At 49.2% G+C, this 16,484-nt stretch carries 14 protein-coding genes; 8 read left to right on the forward strand and 6 right to left on the reverse strand.

Features of this window, described 5'->3' with window-relative positions:
• Nucleotides 1–117: 117 nt before the first annotated feature.
• Together MHM95_RS00405 and MHM95_RS00410 are read right to left on the reverse strand one after the other, a co-directional pair.
• Nucleotides 118–3,291 (reverse strand): multidrug efflux RND transporter permease subunit, encoded by a 3,174-nt coding sequence (locus tag MHM95_RS00405; protein ID WP_022943756.1) that lies wholly within the window; start codon nucleotides 3,289–3,291, stop codon nucleotides 118–120.
• Between the two features lie 8 nt (nucleotides 3,292–3,299).
• Complete coding sequence (locus MHM95_RS00410; protein WP_045978677.1) at nucleotides 3,300–4,490, reverse strand: efflux RND transporter periplasmic adaptor subunit; 1,191 nt, start codon at nucleotides 4,488–4,490, stop codon at nucleotides 3,300–3,302.
• Nucleotides 4,491–4,877: 387 nt separating this feature from the next.
• On the opposite strand from MHM95_RS00410, the gene MHM95_RS00415 reads away from it, so the two are divergent.
• A complete protein-coding gene (locus MHM95_RS00415; RefSeq protein WP_022943758.1) occupies nucleotides 4,878–5,459 on the forward strand; it encodes a TetR/AcrR family transcriptional regulator in 582 nt (193 codons plus the stop codon).
• On the opposite strand, the gene MHM95_RS00420 is transcribed toward MHM95_RS00415, so the two are convergent.
• A complete protein-coding gene (locus MHM95_RS00420; protein WP_138547178.1) occupies nucleotides 5,446–6,732 on the reverse strand; it encodes a Glu/Leu/Phe/Val dehydrogenase in 1,287 nt (428 codons plus the stop codon). The genes MHM95_RS00415 and MHM95_RS00420 overlap by 14 nt on opposite strands.
• A gap of 218 nt (nucleotides 6,733–6,950) precedes the next feature.
• On the opposite strand from MHM95_RS00420, the gene MHM95_RS00425 reads away from it, so the two are divergent.
• The 6 genes from MHM95_RS00425 to MHM95_RS00450 all read left to right on the forward strand — a co-directional run bounded on the left by MHM95_RS00425 (nucleotide 6,951) and on the right by MHM95_RS00450 (nucleotide 12,859).
• Nucleotides 6,951–7,394, forward strand: a complete 444-nt coding sequence (locus MHM95_RS00425; RefSeq protein ID WP_239383903.1) for a hypothetical protein — start codon at nucleotides 6,951–6,953, stop codon at nucleotides 7,392–7,394.
• A 76-nt stretch (nucleotides 7,395–7,470) separates the two neighbouring features.
• A complete protein-coding gene (secD, locus tag MHM95_RS00430; RefSeq protein ID WP_239383904.1) occupies nucleotides 7,471–9,306 on the forward strand; it encodes a protein translocase subunit SecD in 1,836 nt (611 codons plus the stop codon).
• The gene (gene secF / locus MHM95_RS00435) at nucleotides 9,299–10,198 is read left to right on the forward strand and encodes a protein translocase subunit SecF (protein ID WP_239383905.1); all 900 of its coding nucleotides are present in this window, start codon (nucleotides 9,299–9,301) and stop codon (nucleotides 10,196–10,198) included. Before secD ends, secF begins: the two co-directional genes overlap by 8 nt.
• A gap of 124 nt (nucleotides 10,199–10,322) precedes the next feature.
• On the forward strand, nucleotides 10,323–11,747 hold the full coding sequence (locus MHM95_RS00440; RefSeq protein ID WP_239383906.1) for an alanine/glycine:cation symporter family protein: 1,425 nt from the start codon (nucleotides 10,323–10,325) through the stop codon (nucleotides 11,745–11,747).
• Between the two features lie 86 nt (nucleotides 11,748–11,833).
• The gene (locus MHM95_RS00445; RefSeq protein WP_239383907.1) at nucleotides 11,834–12,151 is read left to right on the forward strand and encodes a hypothetical protein; all 318 of its coding nucleotides are present in this window, start codon (nucleotides 11,834–11,836) and stop codon (nucleotides 12,149–12,151) included.
• Nucleotides 12,152–12,418: 267 nt separating this feature from the next.
• A complete protein-coding gene (locus MHM95_RS00450) occupies nucleotides 12,419–12,859 on the forward strand; it encodes a nuclear transport factor 2 family protein (protein ID WP_239383908.1) in 441 nt (146 codons plus the stop codon).
• Between the two features lie 33 nt (nucleotides 12,860–12,892).
• On the opposite strand, the gene MHM95_RS00455 is transcribed toward MHM95_RS00450, so the two are convergent.
• Nucleotides 12,893–13,777, reverse strand: coding sequence for a patatin family protein (locus MHM95_RS00455; RefSeq protein ID WP_022943766.1), 885 nt, complete (start codon nucleotides 13,775–13,777; stop codon nucleotides 12,893–12,895).
• A 161-nt stretch (nucleotides 13,778–13,938) separates the two neighbouring features.
• A complete protein-coding gene (locus MHM95_RS00460) occupies nucleotides 13,939–14,523 on the reverse strand; it encodes a TetR/AcrR family transcriptional regulator (RefSeq protein ID WP_239383909.1) in 585 nt (194 codons plus the stop codon).
• A gap of 125 nt (nucleotides 14,524–14,648) precedes the next feature.
• Here MHM95_RS00460 and MHM95_RS00465 point away from each other — a divergent pair, with 125 nt between their 5' ends.
• Nucleotides 14,649–15,698 carry an alkene reductase gene (locus MHM95_RS00465; protein WP_138590218.1) on the forward strand — a complete coding sequence of 350 codons (1,050 nt, stop codon included), beginning with the start codon at nucleotides 14,649–14,651 and terminating at the stop codon, nucleotides 15,696–15,698.
• 156 nt (nucleotides 15,699–15,854) lie between these two features.
• Here MHM95_RS00465 and MHM95_RS00470 read toward each other — a convergent pair whose 3' ends face one another.
• Nucleotides 15,855–16,412: a DUF6795 domain-containing protein gene (locus tag MHM95_RS00470; protein ID WP_022943770.1), complete on the reverse strand. Its 558-nt coding sequence runs from the start codon at nucleotides 16,410–16,412 to the stop codon at nucleotides 15,855–15,857.
• Nucleotides 16,413–16,484: the final 72 nt, after the last annotated feature.

Here is a 16,484-nt window from a genome sequence, read left to right on the forward strand (position 1 = left end):
TTACCCTACTGCCGAAAGTAAGTTTTAACTTGCTGATTTTTCTATAGTAGCTGTCATTGCAACGTTTGAAAAGAAAAGGCGCTATAACAGCGCCTTTGAGAGACTTTTTGGCAGGGGCTAAAGTAGGCCCTCGTCAGTTTCTACCTGCTCCTTTTTATGTTGCGCTGCGATTTCCTCGCTCAGCGCTTGGCGTGAGCGCTTTTCACCAATACGGCGCTCAGTGAGCCAATAGAAGAACAGTGGAACAAAGAACACGGCTAGGAAGGTCGCGGCCATCATCCCGCCCATCACTCCGGTTCCCACACTGTGGCGGGCTCCGGCGCCAGCACCAGAGCTCAACACTAAGGGCACAACGCCAAGAATGAAGGCCAATGAGGTCATAATTATGGGGCGAAAACGCAGCCGGGCTGCTTCTAATGCGGCGGCGGCAGCGCTCCAACCTTGTTGATGTTTGAGCAAGGCATACTCAACAATCAAAATGGCGTTTTTGCCCGCTAAGCCCAGTAGGGTGACCAGACCAATTTGGAAGTAGACATCATTTGTGAGCCCTGCCACCCAAATTGAAATCAGTGCGCCAAAGGTACCAAAAGGCAAAGCCAGCATCACCGATAAGGGCAGTGACCAACGCTCGTATAAGGCTGCAAGAATCAAAAACACCATGATCACCGCTAATCCTAATGCTAATCCGGTGGTGCCAGAACTGCGTTTTTCTTGAAACGCGGTGCCGGTCCAGTCATAGGTCATACCCGCTGGCAGCACTTGCTCGGCAATACGTTCGATTTCGGCAATCGCTTGCCCGGAGCTGTAACCTGGCGCAGCTTCACCGAGTAACTTTACGGCGGGTAAATTATTATACCGACTCAAGCTGTCCGGCCCCCGGGTAAATTCCACCGTAGTGAAAGCCGACATCGGCACCATGTCACCAGAGTGACTCTTGACGTAGATTCGGCCTATGTCTTGCGGCTGCATACGATATTCAGCATCAGCAGACATCAATACTTGCCATGCACGTCCAAACTTATTGAAATCATTAACATAGTAAGTGCCCAGCGTACCGGCCAGCGTATTGAAAGCATCATTAATATTGACTCCCATAGCTCGCGCTTGCTCCCGGTCTATATCCACTTTAAGCTGTGGAGCGTCGGGGCGCCATAAGGTTTGCACGCTGCCGACAATCGGGCTTTTTTGTGCTTCATTCATAACCAGCTGCATGGCTTGTTGAAGCTTTTCTGGGCCACCGGCGCCTTTATTTTGAATGTAAAACTCAAAACCACCGGTGGTGCCTAAACCGAAGATAGCGGGGGGGTTAAAAGCCAGCACTAAGGCTTCATTAATGTGTGCGGTTTTGCCAAACAACTCTGCCACTAAGGCCTTGGTATCGACCTCGCGGTCATCCCAATGGGTTTGCGTAACAAATAAGGTTGCGGCGGAGTTTTTATAGCCGCCCCCGATAAAGTCAAAGCCAGTAAAAGCGGCGACATTTTCGTTGGCGGGGTTGGACTTAACCGCCGCGACCACTTCGTCAACCACCGCTGCGGTGCGCTCTAGTGATGAACCATCCGGTAGAAAAACAGCGGCAATGTAGAAGCCTTGATCTTCATCGGGCACCAAGGAGCTCGGCGTTTTTTGCCAAATGCCAACGGTTGCGCTGACCATGGCTATCATTAACACCAGCCCAAGCACGCCACGACGCACCATAAACCCTACCGCGCCCACATACTTATGGGTCACAGCGCTGAAGAACTTATTAAACCAAATGAAGAAACCGGCTGTTTGTTTATGCTCATGCTTTAAAATCATCACACACAGCGCCGGAGTCATGGTTAACGCCACCACACCAGAGAGACTCACAGAGATAGAGATGGTAATCGCAAATTGGCGGAAAAGTTCACCGGTTAGTCCGCCCAGAAAAGCAATCGGCACGAACACTGAACACAGCACCAAAACAATGGCTACCACTGGCCCAGAAACCTCTCGCATCGCCTTGATAGCTGCTTCGTGAGCACTGACATGCTCTTCGTGCATAATGCGCTCAACATTTTCAAGCACCACGATGGCGTCATCAACCACAATACCTATAGATAACACCATGCCAAATAGCGTCAGCGTATTGATGGAATAACCCAACATATACATGCCAGCAAAGGTGCCTAATAACGAGACCGGGACCGCTAACGTAGGGATAAGTGTGGCACGCCAGTTCTGTAAAAATAAGAACACCACCAGAAATACCAATAGCATGGCCTCGGCCAGGGTTTTTACCACCTCACGAATGGACACCTCGACAAAGCGGGTGGTGTCGTAGGAGACCACATGCTCAAGACCCATAGGGAACTGCGGTTTGAACTCAGCCATCACGCCGTTGACTTCTTTGGCTACGTCCAGCGCGTTTGCGCCGGGCTGCAGAAATATCCCCAACAGCACCGCTTCTTTGCCATTGACGGTGCCGTTAAAGTTGTAATCCTTGGAGCCGAGCTCAACTCGCGCAACGTCTTTAAGGCGTAGGCTGCTGCCGTCGGGATTCGAGCGGACAATGATATTCTCGAATTCTTGTGGCTCAGACATGCGCCCGCGAGCGGTGACACTATAAACCAAAGATTGTGGTGACTTGGAAGTCGGGGTCGCACCAATTTTACCCGCCGCATATTGCGAGTTTTGCACCCGAATCGCATTGGCCACCTCATCCACGGTGACGCCCAACTGGCTCATTAAGTCAGGGCGTAACCAGATTCGCATGGCGTAATCTTTAGCGCCAAATATTTGTACATTGGTAGTGCCAGGGATGCGTTTAATACGATCGAGAATGTTAAGGGTGACATAGTTCGACGTCCACAATGATGAGCGAGACCCATCAGGGGAGTAAAACGCGTGCACTTGCAAAAAGCTCGACGAGCCCTTTTGTACCACCACGCCTTGCCGTCGAGTCTCCTCTGGTAAGCGAGCCTCAACCTGTTTCACGCGGTTGTTCACATCCACAGCGGCTTGGTCGACATCAGTGCCGATTTCAAAGGTCACCTCGATGGTGGTTGCGCCGGCGCTGCTGGAGGTTGAAGACATATACATCATGCCCTCAACACCGGTAATAGCATTTTCGATCGGCGCCGCCACGGTTTGCTCCAAAACTTCGGCGGAAGCGCCAGGGTAACTGGCTGTGACTTGCACTACAGGAGGGGCAATTTCCGGATACTGAGCTATGGGTAGGGCACGCATGGCAGCTAAACCAGCAAGGACAATGACAATGCTGATCACAAAAGCAAAAATCGGCCTATCAATAAAATAACGAGAGAACATAATGCTGCTTATCCCTGCTGTTGCTGATTAGACACGGTAATGGGCATACCCGGGAAGAAAATGCGCGCCATTCCTTCGACAACAATTTCATCTCCGGCATTAATGCCGCTGCGAATAATCCATAGGTTCTCAGTCTTGTCACCGTTTTGTTTACGATACCATTCGCCCACTTGCACTGGAGCGGGACGAGCGATGGTGGCACCTTGTTCATTTTTGCCGACAACATACACAAACTTGCCGGTGCCATTATCCAACACCGCACGTTGGGGCACCACGAAGGTGTTGTTACGCACCGCGCCGATAAGCTCTACTTGCACGAATTGACCAGGGCGCAAGCTAAACTCAGGATTGGGCACAATAGCCTGAAACTCTGAGGTGCCGGTATTAGGATTGATGCGCACATCAGTAAAGTTAACCTCGCCACCGTGATGGTATTCACTGCCGTCTTGCAAACGTAGGCGTGTTTGCCATTGGCCGTCTTCAGGTAAACTCAATTCGCCCTTTTTCTGCGCCTGGCGCATCATAAGCTGCTCTCGTTCTGAGAGGCCAAAACGCACTCTGACAGGGTCTAATTCGGTAATATAGGTCAGCAGTAACTCGGGCCCTGGCACGAAGGTACCCTCAGAGACTAACTCTCGGCCCATTACCCCAGCAACGGGAGCTTTGACTTGGGCATAGTCCAAGTTTAATTTTGCCTCACGCAGCTGCACTTTGCTGGCCTGTAAATCAGCGGTGGCGATTTGAACACTGGAAATGGCGTTATCATAATCGCGCTGTGATACTGATTTGTCTTCGCGTAATTTTTTCAGCCGCTTGGTTTCTCGCTGCGCTTGCTCTAACCGCGCTTGTGCGGCATTGACAGCCGCTTGGGCTTGCTCATAAGCGAGCTGGTAGGGGGCAAGGTCAATAGTGAACAGGGATTGGCCGGCATCGACCGTTTGACCTTCAGAGAAGTTTCGAGATTCCAACACGCCACTGACCCGAGCACGTATCTCGACCTCTTTCGAGCCTGATACCGTGGCTGGTACAGAGATAATAAAAGGCGCATCCACCGCTTTGGCGGTAATGGTTTCGACTTGGGCATTAGGCATGCCCCCTTGTGATTGTTGTGCTGGCTGCTCACAGGCACTTAACAATAATAAAGAGCTGAACACCAGTGTAACTGGACGTAATACAGTAGTAATAGAATAACGACGCATGAGTGAAGCGTTTCCCTTTGCAAATTGAATGATATGGGTCAGACGTTGTTATAGCGTGCTCTCGCAGGCGAGTTGCCAAGCCACACCGAGGTGACAATTCGCGGTTATTCTATGCGGGCGCAGGCTTTTTTTGGTGCATGTCATGCGCTCAAGTGTATCGGCATTGCTGTGCATGAGTACAACATTGAAGACACAAATCGTGGCACGACCGCCAACGCTCAGTGTAGATGACAGCCGAAAATTTTTACATATTTAATTACGGGTGTTAGCACTGAGTAAACGAAAGTGTATACTTATTTTCATCTCAGGTATACATCTTCGTTTACTATTGCTGCGAATAATCATTGGTTCCGTTATACTGCGCAGCAAATCGTTGAGGGGCGGAATATGAGTAGTAATAAGCAGCAGGCGGTGATCACCGCTGCTATCGCATTATTTGCACAACACGGCCTTGCAGGTACCACTATGGAAGCGGTGGCGGGCAAGGCAAAGGTATCAAAGCGCACGTTGTATAAATATTACTCCAGTAAAGAGCATTTATTTGATGGTGTGGTGGACCTACTCATAGAGCGTATTCGTCCACTGCAAGAAAACCATTTTTGCGCGCAAACCCCGATAAAAGAGCAATTGCAAGCACAAGCCCATGTCGGCTTACGATTGACACAAGACAAAGACTACCTGACCCTGTCGCGCATTGTTATGATTGAATCGTTGCGTTCGAAAAAGCGCGCGGCCAAGCTGCAAGAGCGGTTTCAAAGTTTTGAGCAAGGTTTGCACTCATGGTTTTATGAGGCGCAGCAGCAAGGTGCTTTGGGTGAAACGCCCGCCGAAATTGCTGCTGCCGTGTTCTACGGGGGCATGAAAAAGTTGGCATATTGGGAGCAGCTCATCAAGTGGAAACCGCCGGTGGAAAAAGAAAAGCTCGACCAGTTAGTCGAGCTTACCTGTCGGATGTTCACTCGCCATTAAAATAATCGGGCGTGCCATGTGCTTCAATACCGTCACTGAGGCGCTTGAGTGCGACGGCATAGACCGCATCGCGAAAATCGAGTTCTTGGCGCTGTACTTGCTCGTTAGCGCGCGCAAATGCACGGCGCATCACTTGCTCTAGCTCTTGCTCAACCCGCTCGCGCGACCATTGGTAACCGCAGCGGTTTTGTACCCACTCGAAGTAGCTGACAGTCACACCACCGGCGTTGGCCAAAATATCAGGGATCACAATGACACCCTGTTGTTTTAGTATACTGTCGGCATCACTGGTCACTGGGCCATTAGCTATCTCAACGATATATCGTGCTTTAACTTGCTCAGCATTATCAGCGGTGATCACGCCGCCTAGTGCAGCGGGAATTAAAATATCGACATCGCAGTGCAGCAGCTCCTCATTGGAGAGGGTATCGTAGTCCTGACTTTCACACACTGAGCCTTCACAATAGACCGCTTTAAGCTCTTTATGTTCTTGCTTTTGCTGATAGACGCTATCAACGTTGAGACCTTCTTGGCGATAAATAGCTCCTTTAGAGTCACTAACGGCTACCACTTTATAGCCATCGTTGGCGAGTAAACGGGCAACATGATAACCGCCGTTACCAAAGCCTTGCACTGCCACTGTGGTTTGCTGAGGGTCGAGATTGTCACGTTTTTCTAATTCTTTAATACATAGGTAAGCGCCGCGCCCAGTGGCATCGTCGCGGCCAATACTGCCGCCGAGAGCCAATGGTTTACCGGTGATCACGCCGGGATTTTTAACTCGGGTAATTTTTTCATACTCATCCATCATCCAGCCCATAATAAGGGCATTGGTATACACATCCGGTGCTGGAATATCACGCTCAGGGCCAATAAAATCGGCCATAGAGCGCACATAGGCGCGTGATAAGCGTTCAAGTTCAAAAGGAGACAAGGTTTTCGGGTCGACACTCACACCGCCTTTAGCGCCTCCAAATGGAATATCGACGACAGCGCATTTGAGCGTCATCCACAGCGCTAAGGCTTGTACTTCTTCGCTGTCAACTTCGGGGTGGAAGCGAATACCGCCTTTGGTCGGGCCGAGCACATTGTTGTGCTGGCAACGGTAGCCAGGGAAATACTGAACATGGCCATCATCCATACGCACTTCAACGTTCACGTGCATCATTGCCTGCGCGTGACTGAGCGTGTTGAGAACTTGTTGTGAGCACTGGATGGCATCCCCGATGCGTTTTAATCGTGTCACTGCGTCGTCAAAAGTTGTGCTACTCATTGGGCCTCCATTGGCATCATTCGATTTTGCTTAAGAGCAAGGTCGAACTATTTAGAGCAATTATTTTTAGTACCTAAATCAAACGTCTATATAGCGTTTGTGGTTCACTTTTTAAGGTTATTTAATCTCTGGGATTGAAATAGATAAAATCAACCCTATCTCTAAGAGGCATTCAATATCGGCAACTGGCCGAGCATAAATATAAGTACAAGGCACCCATGCGTAACGGTATAATTATGGTCATCGTGTTAATGACGCTGCTTTTGAGCAGTGCATCCGCGCTTGCCCATACCCATACCACAGCAGCCGAATCACCGCTCTGCTCGTTGATGGTGCAAGAACCCATGCAGTGCAGTTTTGATGATGTCAGCGCCGATGGCGCCTCAGAGCACCAGCGCCCAGCACCGCACCCCGCGCAATTGCCAGAGCGCGCTATGCGTACTCACCCCAGCTATTTTTTACACCCGGAGCAACAACCACTTTACTTGTTGGCGTACACATTGGCGCAGCACACTGCGCCGTATAAACAGCGCTTTAAGGCGCCACCCGCCAGCCATTTTGAACCTTGGTATATCGCCAGGGAGCAGAAAAAATGTGGCCTTATTAATCACTGTCAGGCCGCGAACTTAACTTATCGTAGCAGGCTTCACTACGAGTCCTGAGTTAAATCAACCTTCGTTCTATTAATACCGAAATTAAGATTTAACACGCTTGCTGAGCAAGCGAAAAGGACTCACAATGAGACAACAACCTCACTCGCAAGAGCGAGTCAAAGGCGCGTCGGCGCTGAGCAGACAGCTGCGCTTATTTACCGTTATTAGTGTTATTTTAGTACTTTTTCTTAGTGCGCTTCCCAATATCTACCCTGATCATGCTGTAGTGAATGTGGCGTCTGTGCCCACCCACAGCGATACCGTTAATATTAAAGCAGAGTTGACAGAGGCTGGTTTTACCCTCGCAAAGGCGCACTATGATGCTGGCGAGCAACGCTTTGATATCCGTTTAACGGATCCCGCACGCAGTGCCGAAGCCGCACGTATATTGCGTGAGCATGGGCATGGGCATGAGCAGGTCAAAGTTGTCAGCCAAAGCAGCACACCACAGTGGCTTCAAAGTTTGGGATTAGCACCGATGAAGCTCGGTCTGGACTTAGGGGGAGGGGTGCTATTCGTATTGCAAGTGGATACTGACCAAGCACTCGCCACACGGTTAAAAAGCATTGCCGAAGAGGCCAATACGCTGAGAGTTAAAGCGCGTTTACGGGGCATAAAAATACACTCGCCGCAAAATAACGAAGTACGCTTAGTGGCAGCGCCAGCTAACCAAGCACACTTACAGCAATTGGCTGATAAGTTGCAGGCGGCCTATCCAAAACTGGATATCGGTAGCGCCCATCAAGGCAGCTTAGAAATAGTATCCTTACGTTACCTGGATGCGCAGCAACAGCAATTTGCTCAGGCAGATATGACACAAGCGTTGGCTACTTTGCGCTCGCGCATCGAGGAGCTAGGCATAACCGAAGCCGTGGTGCAACGCCAAGGCAAGCGGGCTATTCGTATTGAGCTACCCGGTGTGCAAGACCCCAGTGAAGCAAAGCGTATTATTGGCGCCACTGCACAGCTTTCTTTTCACGGCCTGCAAGAAATTGGCGGTAAGCGGGTGCGTACTGAGCAAGGGCACAGTATTGCCATAGAGAGTAAAGCAATATTCACGGGTGCAGATATCACCGGTGCTCAAGCCGGCCGAGATGAAATGGGGCAGCCGATGGTGCAGTTGCAACTATCCTCAGCGGGGGGAGATAAAATTAATCGGTTCTCGCGTGCGCACATAGGTCAACCCATGGCTACCTTGTACAGTGAATATGTAGCGGATGCGCAAGGTGAGGTGCGAATGCGCGAGCAGGTCATATCTGTGGCGACCATTAACGAAGCATTGGGAACGCGTTTTAGTATTACTGGGCTGGGTACCTGGCAACGAGCTCAAGACTTAGCCTTAGTATTGCGCGCAGGTTCATTAGAAGCACCCATTACCATAGTCAAAGAGCAAACCATGACCCCCAGCCTCGGTAAGCAAAATATAGAGAATGGTTTTAACGCTTTGTTATTGGGCTTAGCGCTAACATTGTCATTTATGCTGCTGTGGTACCGGCGTTTAGGGGTTGTCGCCAACCTTGCATTAGCAATTAACCTAATTGCTTTGGTGGGGCTCATGTCACTGCTCCCCGGCGTGGTATTAACGCTACCTGGGATTGCCGGGTTGGTGCTGACCATTGGCATGGCGGTGGATACCAACGTCATTATATTTGAGCGTATCAAGGAGGAACTGCGCTTAGGCAGAACCCGCTTACAAGCTCTTAAACGTGGCTATCAAGGCGCGATGAGCAGTATTATTGATGCCAACTTAACGACATTTATCAGTGCCTTAGTGCTTATCGGTGTGGGCTATGGCCCAGTTAAAGGCTTTGCCATTACGTTAGCGCTGGGCATTCTCACCAGTGTATTTAGCGGTGTATTGGTGTCTTCTTACTTGTCACACTGGTTGTTCGCAGCTGCAAAGGAGGTGCGTCATGGCTAATTATTTAACACGATTACGCCATCTGGGAATGGCGATCAGTATGCTTATGCTGGTACTCGCCGGCACTGTGATTGCCATCAAAGGAGTACCGCTTGGCCAAGATTTTACTGGCGGTTATGTGCATCAATTTCAGGCGCCTGAGGCGCTCACTCAACAGCAACTACAACACCAATTAAAGGGCTTACTGAGTGGCGATTTTCAATTAAGTGCACACAGTGATAATCAATACCAATTGTTTCAACCACCGAGCGAAGGGCAGAGCAACCCCAAGTGGCTCGATACCTGGGTCAGTGACAACGCATTGGTGCTACTGGATAGCAGCTTTTTAGGTGCACAGGCCGGTGACGAGCTCATCGACCAGGGGCTGATGGCGTTGTTATTCGCAACCCTAGCGGTGATGCTGTATTTAGTCTGTCGCTTTGAATGGCGTTTAGCGCTGGCGGCCACCTTGGCGTTGGTGCATGACGTTGCACTGACACTGGCGGTGCTGGTGCTTTTTGACATTCCTTTCACCTTAACCGTGTTAGCTGCCATCCTTGCCATCATTGGCTATTCGCTCAATGACTCCATTGTCATCGGTGATAAGGTGCGTGAGATTGTCCGCGCGAAGCCTGCACAATCAGTGGCGCTGAGTATCAATACCGCCATTGCCGCATCCATGAGTCGTACACTTATTACCTCAATGACCACACTGGCGACGATTATCAGTATCTGGGCGTTGGCAGGGCCGCCTCTGCAAGGGTTTGCCATCACCTTGTTTGTGGGTGTGCTGGTGGGCACTTGGTCATCGGTGTTCATTAGTGCCACCGTGCCGCATTGGTTAGGGCTTAGCGCCGAAAACTACACCAACCAAGACAGTGATGAGGTAAAACGTCAACTCGCTCAACCTTAGCGTTACTGCCTATCTAGGAGGCTTAGCCTCCTAGATTATATCCCGCCTAAAGTCGCATTTTTATCTTCATAGCCTAGTATAAAGTGACATAAACAAGCAGTTTTACAAGCACTTGGAGTGAACATTGCTAGAGTCATTGATAGCCAGCGTAAATGCGCTGTTGTGGGGAAAAGGGCAGATCCTTATTTATTTACTGCTCTTTGCTGGTGTGTGGTTTTCGATTTCGCTCAGAGGGATTCAGCTCACTCATTTTACCCATATGTTTGCGCTATTAAGAACCAGCACACACGCTCACAAAAACCAGATAAGCTCATTTCAAGCGCTGTGCACCGGCCTAAGCGCTCGTGTCGGCACTGGCAACCTCGCCGGGGTGGCAGTGGCTATTTCTTTAGGTGGCAGTGGTGCGGTGTTCTGGATGTGGGTGATTGCCATACTCGGTATGGCCACCGGCTTTGCCGAAAGCGTACTAGGGCAAGTGTATAAAGTACGTGATAGCCAAGGCGAGTTTCGGGGCGGCCCTGCGTACTACATTCAAATGGGACTGGGGCAAAAATGGTTAGCCATTGCCTTTGCCCTGTGTTTGTTTCTCGGTTATGGCTTTAGCTTTAGTGCCATGCAAACCAACACTATCACCGATGCGTTGCACCATGCCTTTGGCGTGGACCGATTTTATACCGGTTTGGTTATCACCTTAGTCACAGGCAGTATCATCGCCGGCGGCTTTAAGGCCATTGCCCGTTTCGCAGAGCGGGTGGTGCCGCTAATGGGGTTAGTTTTTGTGTTTAGCGCCCTGGTGGTGACGATGGTCAATTATGAACGGGTGCCTGCGATGCTCAGTGATATTTTGCACAGTGCGCTCGGCCTGCAAGAAGCGGGAGCTGGGGCGCTCGGAGCGGCGATTAAAAATGGTATTCAGCGCGGCCTTTATTCCAATGAGGCTGGAGCCGGGAGTGTCCCCCACGCAGCGGGTGCGGCAACACCAACACCGAATCACCCAGCCACACAAGGATATATACAAATGCTGGGGGTGTTTTTCGACACCATAGTGCTATGCAGCTGCACGGCAGTGATTATATTACTGGCGGATATCCCTATCAGCGGCGATATGGAGGGCATTCGCCTCACTCAGAATGCCATGACCGCGCATATGGCCGATGCCGGTGTGTATTTTGTTGCGGCGGCAATCACCTTGTTTGCATTTACCTCAGTGGTGGCAAACTTCGCCTATGCCGAGAGTAACTTGCACCTTTTTGCACTGGATAATCGTATGGGCAGAGGCCTGTACATGCTCAGTTATCTGGCGATGATGTTATGGGGAGCCAGTGCCAAGCTTGAGCAAGTATGGAGTTTAGCCGATATGGCCTTAGGCTTGATGACACTGGTTAATATCATCGCGATTGTGCAGCTTACGCCGACGATTAAACGCGTTACATCAGACTACCACCGCCAGCGTAAGCAGGGTAAAGAACCTGAATTTTGCGTAGCAAAGGTCAAAATACAGGGGCAAACAGAGTCAGGAATTTGGCAAGAGAAAAGTATAGATAACTGAGCTAAAAGCATTTTACGTTATTCATGGCAATTTTTGTTACACTCACGGCTTTGATGACTGTCGCCGTTAAGGTGTTAAGGAAAACCATGAGTAAACTACGAATTAGTCGTGATAGTGGCTATGCAGATAGAGCTAGAAAGTACACGGTTATGTGTGAAGGTAAGGCGTTGGGTAAAATTGGTAATGGCGAAAGTGTTGAGTTTGATGTGCCACCAGGCGAAAAAGAAGTTTATTTAAAAGTGGACTGGTGCCGCTCTAATAAAGTGCGTATTAACGTGCCAACAGAAGGGACGACGCAGCTAAGCGGAGGTTCAAACTTACGTGGTCCGCGAATTATGCTCGCCATTGTTTACGTACTTTTTAAGCCGCATGATTACCTATGGCTAACTGCGCAAGCAGACTAGCCGTTCAACCTTCCTCCGTTTTAGGTGGTGATGGCTAGCGCTATCATTACTTAATAGGGCGATGATTAAAAACGCCGCTCAGACCTGGGTTTTTGTCGATAAATTTCATTCAGATTAATTAAAACTACTGTTAATGAAATTCACTGCTCATCGGATGTTTTTGAGTTTATTCTAAGCTGGCAACATGCAACCCCAACTCATAAAACGAGCGCTGTAGGCTCATTTTACAACATGGAACGGGTCACTTTTTAAGCATAAGAGGCAGCGATGAAGCAAATACTCATTACACTCATGATTTTATTTAGCACCAGTACACTGGCTGAAGGCCAACTGACCAAAAACAAACAACTGGTCATTGATTTTTATACCGATGTGGTACTAGCCGAAGACGCGACACATATCGATAAGTACCTAGGTCCGCGCTATATCCAACATAACCCCATGGTCGCAGATGGTAAAGAAGGGCTGCGGGCGTTATTGCGCAGCTTGCCTAAACGAGATAAAAGCGCCGGACCCAGTGGTGAAATAGTGCGGGTGATAGCTGAGGGCGACTTGGTGGTATTACACGTTAAAAGTTACCACTGGCCGCAGCCAAATGGCGGTGCCATTGTTGATATATTTCGTGTGGAAAATGGCAAAATTGTAGAGCACTGGGATGTCATTCAAGCTGTTCCTGAACAAGCCAAAAATACCAATACCATGTTTTAGCTTTACCATTGAGCAGCGCAACCCGAGGCCTAATTATACTGCCTCAGGTTGTGGCTCGGGCTCTTTCCATCGATTGACTGCTTTTAAGCCAACTTCAAAACCGAGGCGATAGTCCTCTTCTAAAGTCTCGATACTTGAGCCTAACACCATAGATTGTAATGGCCGAGTTGGGGCTATTTGAACCACGTTAACACCTTCAGGTGGTGACCTCATAAACTCAACAGCCTCGGCGTAACGCTGTTGATAGTGATGATAAATTTCAAACATCCGTGGCGATTGGTTGATGCGCCTCATAATAGGTTTAAGCCTCTCCAACACCGGCATCTTGCCATCATCATGAGCTTCAACTGTGCGGATCACCCAAATGGTTTTCGCGCCTTTTTCATGAGCCCACCGCACCGGCAGGGGGTCGGCAACGCCGCCATCCATCATGCCATGACCTTCGACTTTTACGCCGGGGCGATACAGAAATGGAATAGCGCTTGAGGCTTTTAGGTGCGCAAACATATTTTCATGCCAAGTATGTAAGTAATGCGGCTCAAACGAGTCGTAGTGGCTAGCTACCGCATAAAAATTACTCTCTGGGGTGAGGTTATTAGGCTCAGTGGGGAAGCGCACCTTGCCGTTGTGCTCAACTTGATGAAAATACCAGTCTAGGTCAATGACGTTACCACCGGTGAAAAACCGGGCCGGTCGAAAAAACTGTTGCTCTGTGGTGAGGTGCTCAATCGCTGTTTGTGCATATTGGCGTGCCCGAGCACAGTAAGCTGCGAGATTTTGGGCGCCTGCAGAAACGCCGACTTTTAAATCGAAGGGCGCAAATTTCTTTTCTAGGAAAGCATCGAGTACGCCGGCGGTAAAAATGCCTTTTTGTCCACCGCCTTCGGCGATGAGTGCGGAGCGTATATGTGTTGTCATATTGTACTCTTCTATTAATTATTAATGTGTGAAGAGGTACACATTTCACCAAAACCAATTACGTGCAGAGGTTTTCGCCGTCAGCTTTGGTCAATTGTGTTTCATCCCCCACTGAATGTGGAATATTAGCTGTATTATGGGCGATAGCGATGAATTTCAAGTTAATCAACAATAATAGCGGCTAAAAGTTGTTCGCCCATTTGTGTTAACAAGGCTTCATCTGGCTGTGTAAACGCATAGGTGCGCATGCCGTAAATGCCCATGGCCAAAAAGCGCGCTAGCTTCATCGCGTCATCTTGGTTCACGGCTTCACCTTGGTGCTGAGCGCGGCGAATTTGCGCAGCTAGGTTCTGCTCTAATTGCTTGAGGTTTTGTGCAAGAATATTGGCCACTTCCGGGTCTTGGCCTTCAATTTCATTTAAAGAGCGGGTGAGTAAACATACCTTCGCACAGGTCTTTTGCACGCACTCAGTGACCGTGTTGGCGATAAATTCACGCAAACTATCAACAACCGGGCGTTGGGCGATAAAAATGGTGTCGAACGCTTGTTGTTTTTGCTGATGGTAGTGACTCACCGCCTCGATAAACAGACCTTTTTTACTGCCAAATGCGCAATAAATAGAGCCTGGATGCAACCCCGTTGCTTGGGTTAGTTTTTGCATACTGGCTTTGCTGTAACCATGCTCCATAAAGGTTTGCATGGCTTGTTGTAAAACGTGGGCTCGGTCAAATTCGGCGCTGCGCATAAAAACGACATGATGCTGCTAACTAAGATAACGAACATGGTACCATTTATTTTCAATATTTACTTGAATTAGCATTCAACAATCCATACGTTGAATATACATTCAAAAAAATAAATATGCTTTATATGACCGATCTTCTTTTACAACCTTATGCTTTAAATGACGAACTGACTCTTAAAAATCGTATTCTTATGGCGCCGCTTACGCGCTGTATGGCGGATGATAATCTCGTACCAACGAAAAAAATGGCGGCCTATTACGCTCGTCGCGCTGATGCTGGGTTGATCATTAGTGAAGCCACGATTATTCGCCCTGATGCCCAAGGCTATCCGAATGTGCCGGGTATATTCACCAGTGAGCAAATACAAGGTTGGCGCAATGTCACTGAGCAAGTGCATGACCAAGGAGGCAAGATATTTTGCCAACTATGGCATGTTGGCCGTGTCGCTCATCCACACTTTTTTGCAGGAGATGTGCTCGGTGCCAGTGCGATTGGTATCGAAGGCACTGTGCCGCGCATGCGTGAATTAAGTTACCAAACACCAAAAGCCGCGAGTGAAGCGCAAATCGAACAGCTTGTGGCTGATTATGCTAAAGCGGCAGAAAACGCGATAGAGGCTGGTTTTGACGGCGTTGAGATCCATGGCGCCAATGGCTACCTGATTGATCAATTCCTGCACCACAGTAGCAACCAACGCAACGACAACTATGGCGGTAATGCTGCCAATCGCGCACGTTTTGCACTTGAGGTGGTCGACGCTGTCGTCGCGCGTGTGGGGGCTGCGAAAGTGGGTTTACGGTTATCCCCTGGGGCGTACTTCCTGCTCGATGAGGGCGATGAGCAAGATACCGCCGTGTTCGATTATTTACTGGAGCAGCTTAATCATCGAAATCTTGCGTATCTGCACTTGGGTATTTTCGATGACAGCATGCGTTTCCCTTATCTTGGTGGCAACGGCAGTGCCTCGCAATATCTACGTAAACATTATAACGGGAACTTGGTAGGTGTTGGCAGTTATACGCCGGAGCAAGGCGCTGAGGCAATCAGTAATGAAGAGTTCGATTTACTAGCCTTAGGTCGTCCTTTTATTGCTAACCCTGATTTGGTCGCCAAAGTGAAAGCGCAAAAACCACTCACGCCATACACTGATGATATGTTGGCTGAACTTTACTAAAAAGGCTGCGCTAGCTTTGCAGTGCCGCTATATTTTTGGTGGTGAGCGAAGAAAATGCAAAAATATGACCCTTGTCATGAATTTGCAATTTTGGCGCTTTACTATGAGTGGCAAGTAATGACGTATGTGTTGCTTGAACTCTGATTAGACCCCGACTTAGCCGCTGATAACAGCGGCTTTTTTTTGTGCCGATTTTTGCACATGTAAATCACATATCGAGTAGACATTCACAGGCAGGCTAGGGCGGCGCTTATCGCTGATGTTGAATTCATTTTCAGCGGAGAGCAAATTACACTGCAGCTGGGATAGGGTTTCTTGTAGCACGAAGTTGTCTAATTCATGGTCAATGGCGGTGTACCATAACACGTACTGTTGGCCTTGGTAGCGCACACTGATGTCCTGCCATAAGCGCTCAGGAGGCTCGCCAAAAACAGGGTGCTCTGTGGTCATGGGGGCAAAGTAAAAGTGTCCGCTGCTGTCTGTTTTCGCGCGGCTAACGAATTGCTGATCGCCCACCGATAAGGTGCGGGTAATTTCGACATTGGCCAGCTCAGAGCCGCCCAAAGCAAGCTTCCCCTTCACTTGCGGGGATAGGGTTTGAGATTGGGTCACTAAATCAGAGATAAGCGGGCGATGTTGCCCAAAATCACCAAGCAGCGTCACTGAGCAAGCAAGTAAGCCGGCACAAAAAAGGCTGAAAGCAATCAATCGCATTGGCACGCTCCTGTGTGCTAATTCATTCCATTGTGGTTATAACTTAATCTATGTTCCTAAAATATGCAAATT

Origin of the sequence: Pseudoalteromonas sp. CnMc7-15 (assembly GCF_022347925.1) — a bacterium.
Classification (GTDB): Bacteria; Pseudomonadota; Gammaproteobacteria; order Enterobacterales; family Alteromonadaceae; genus Pseudoalteromonas; species Pseudoalteromonas ruthenica.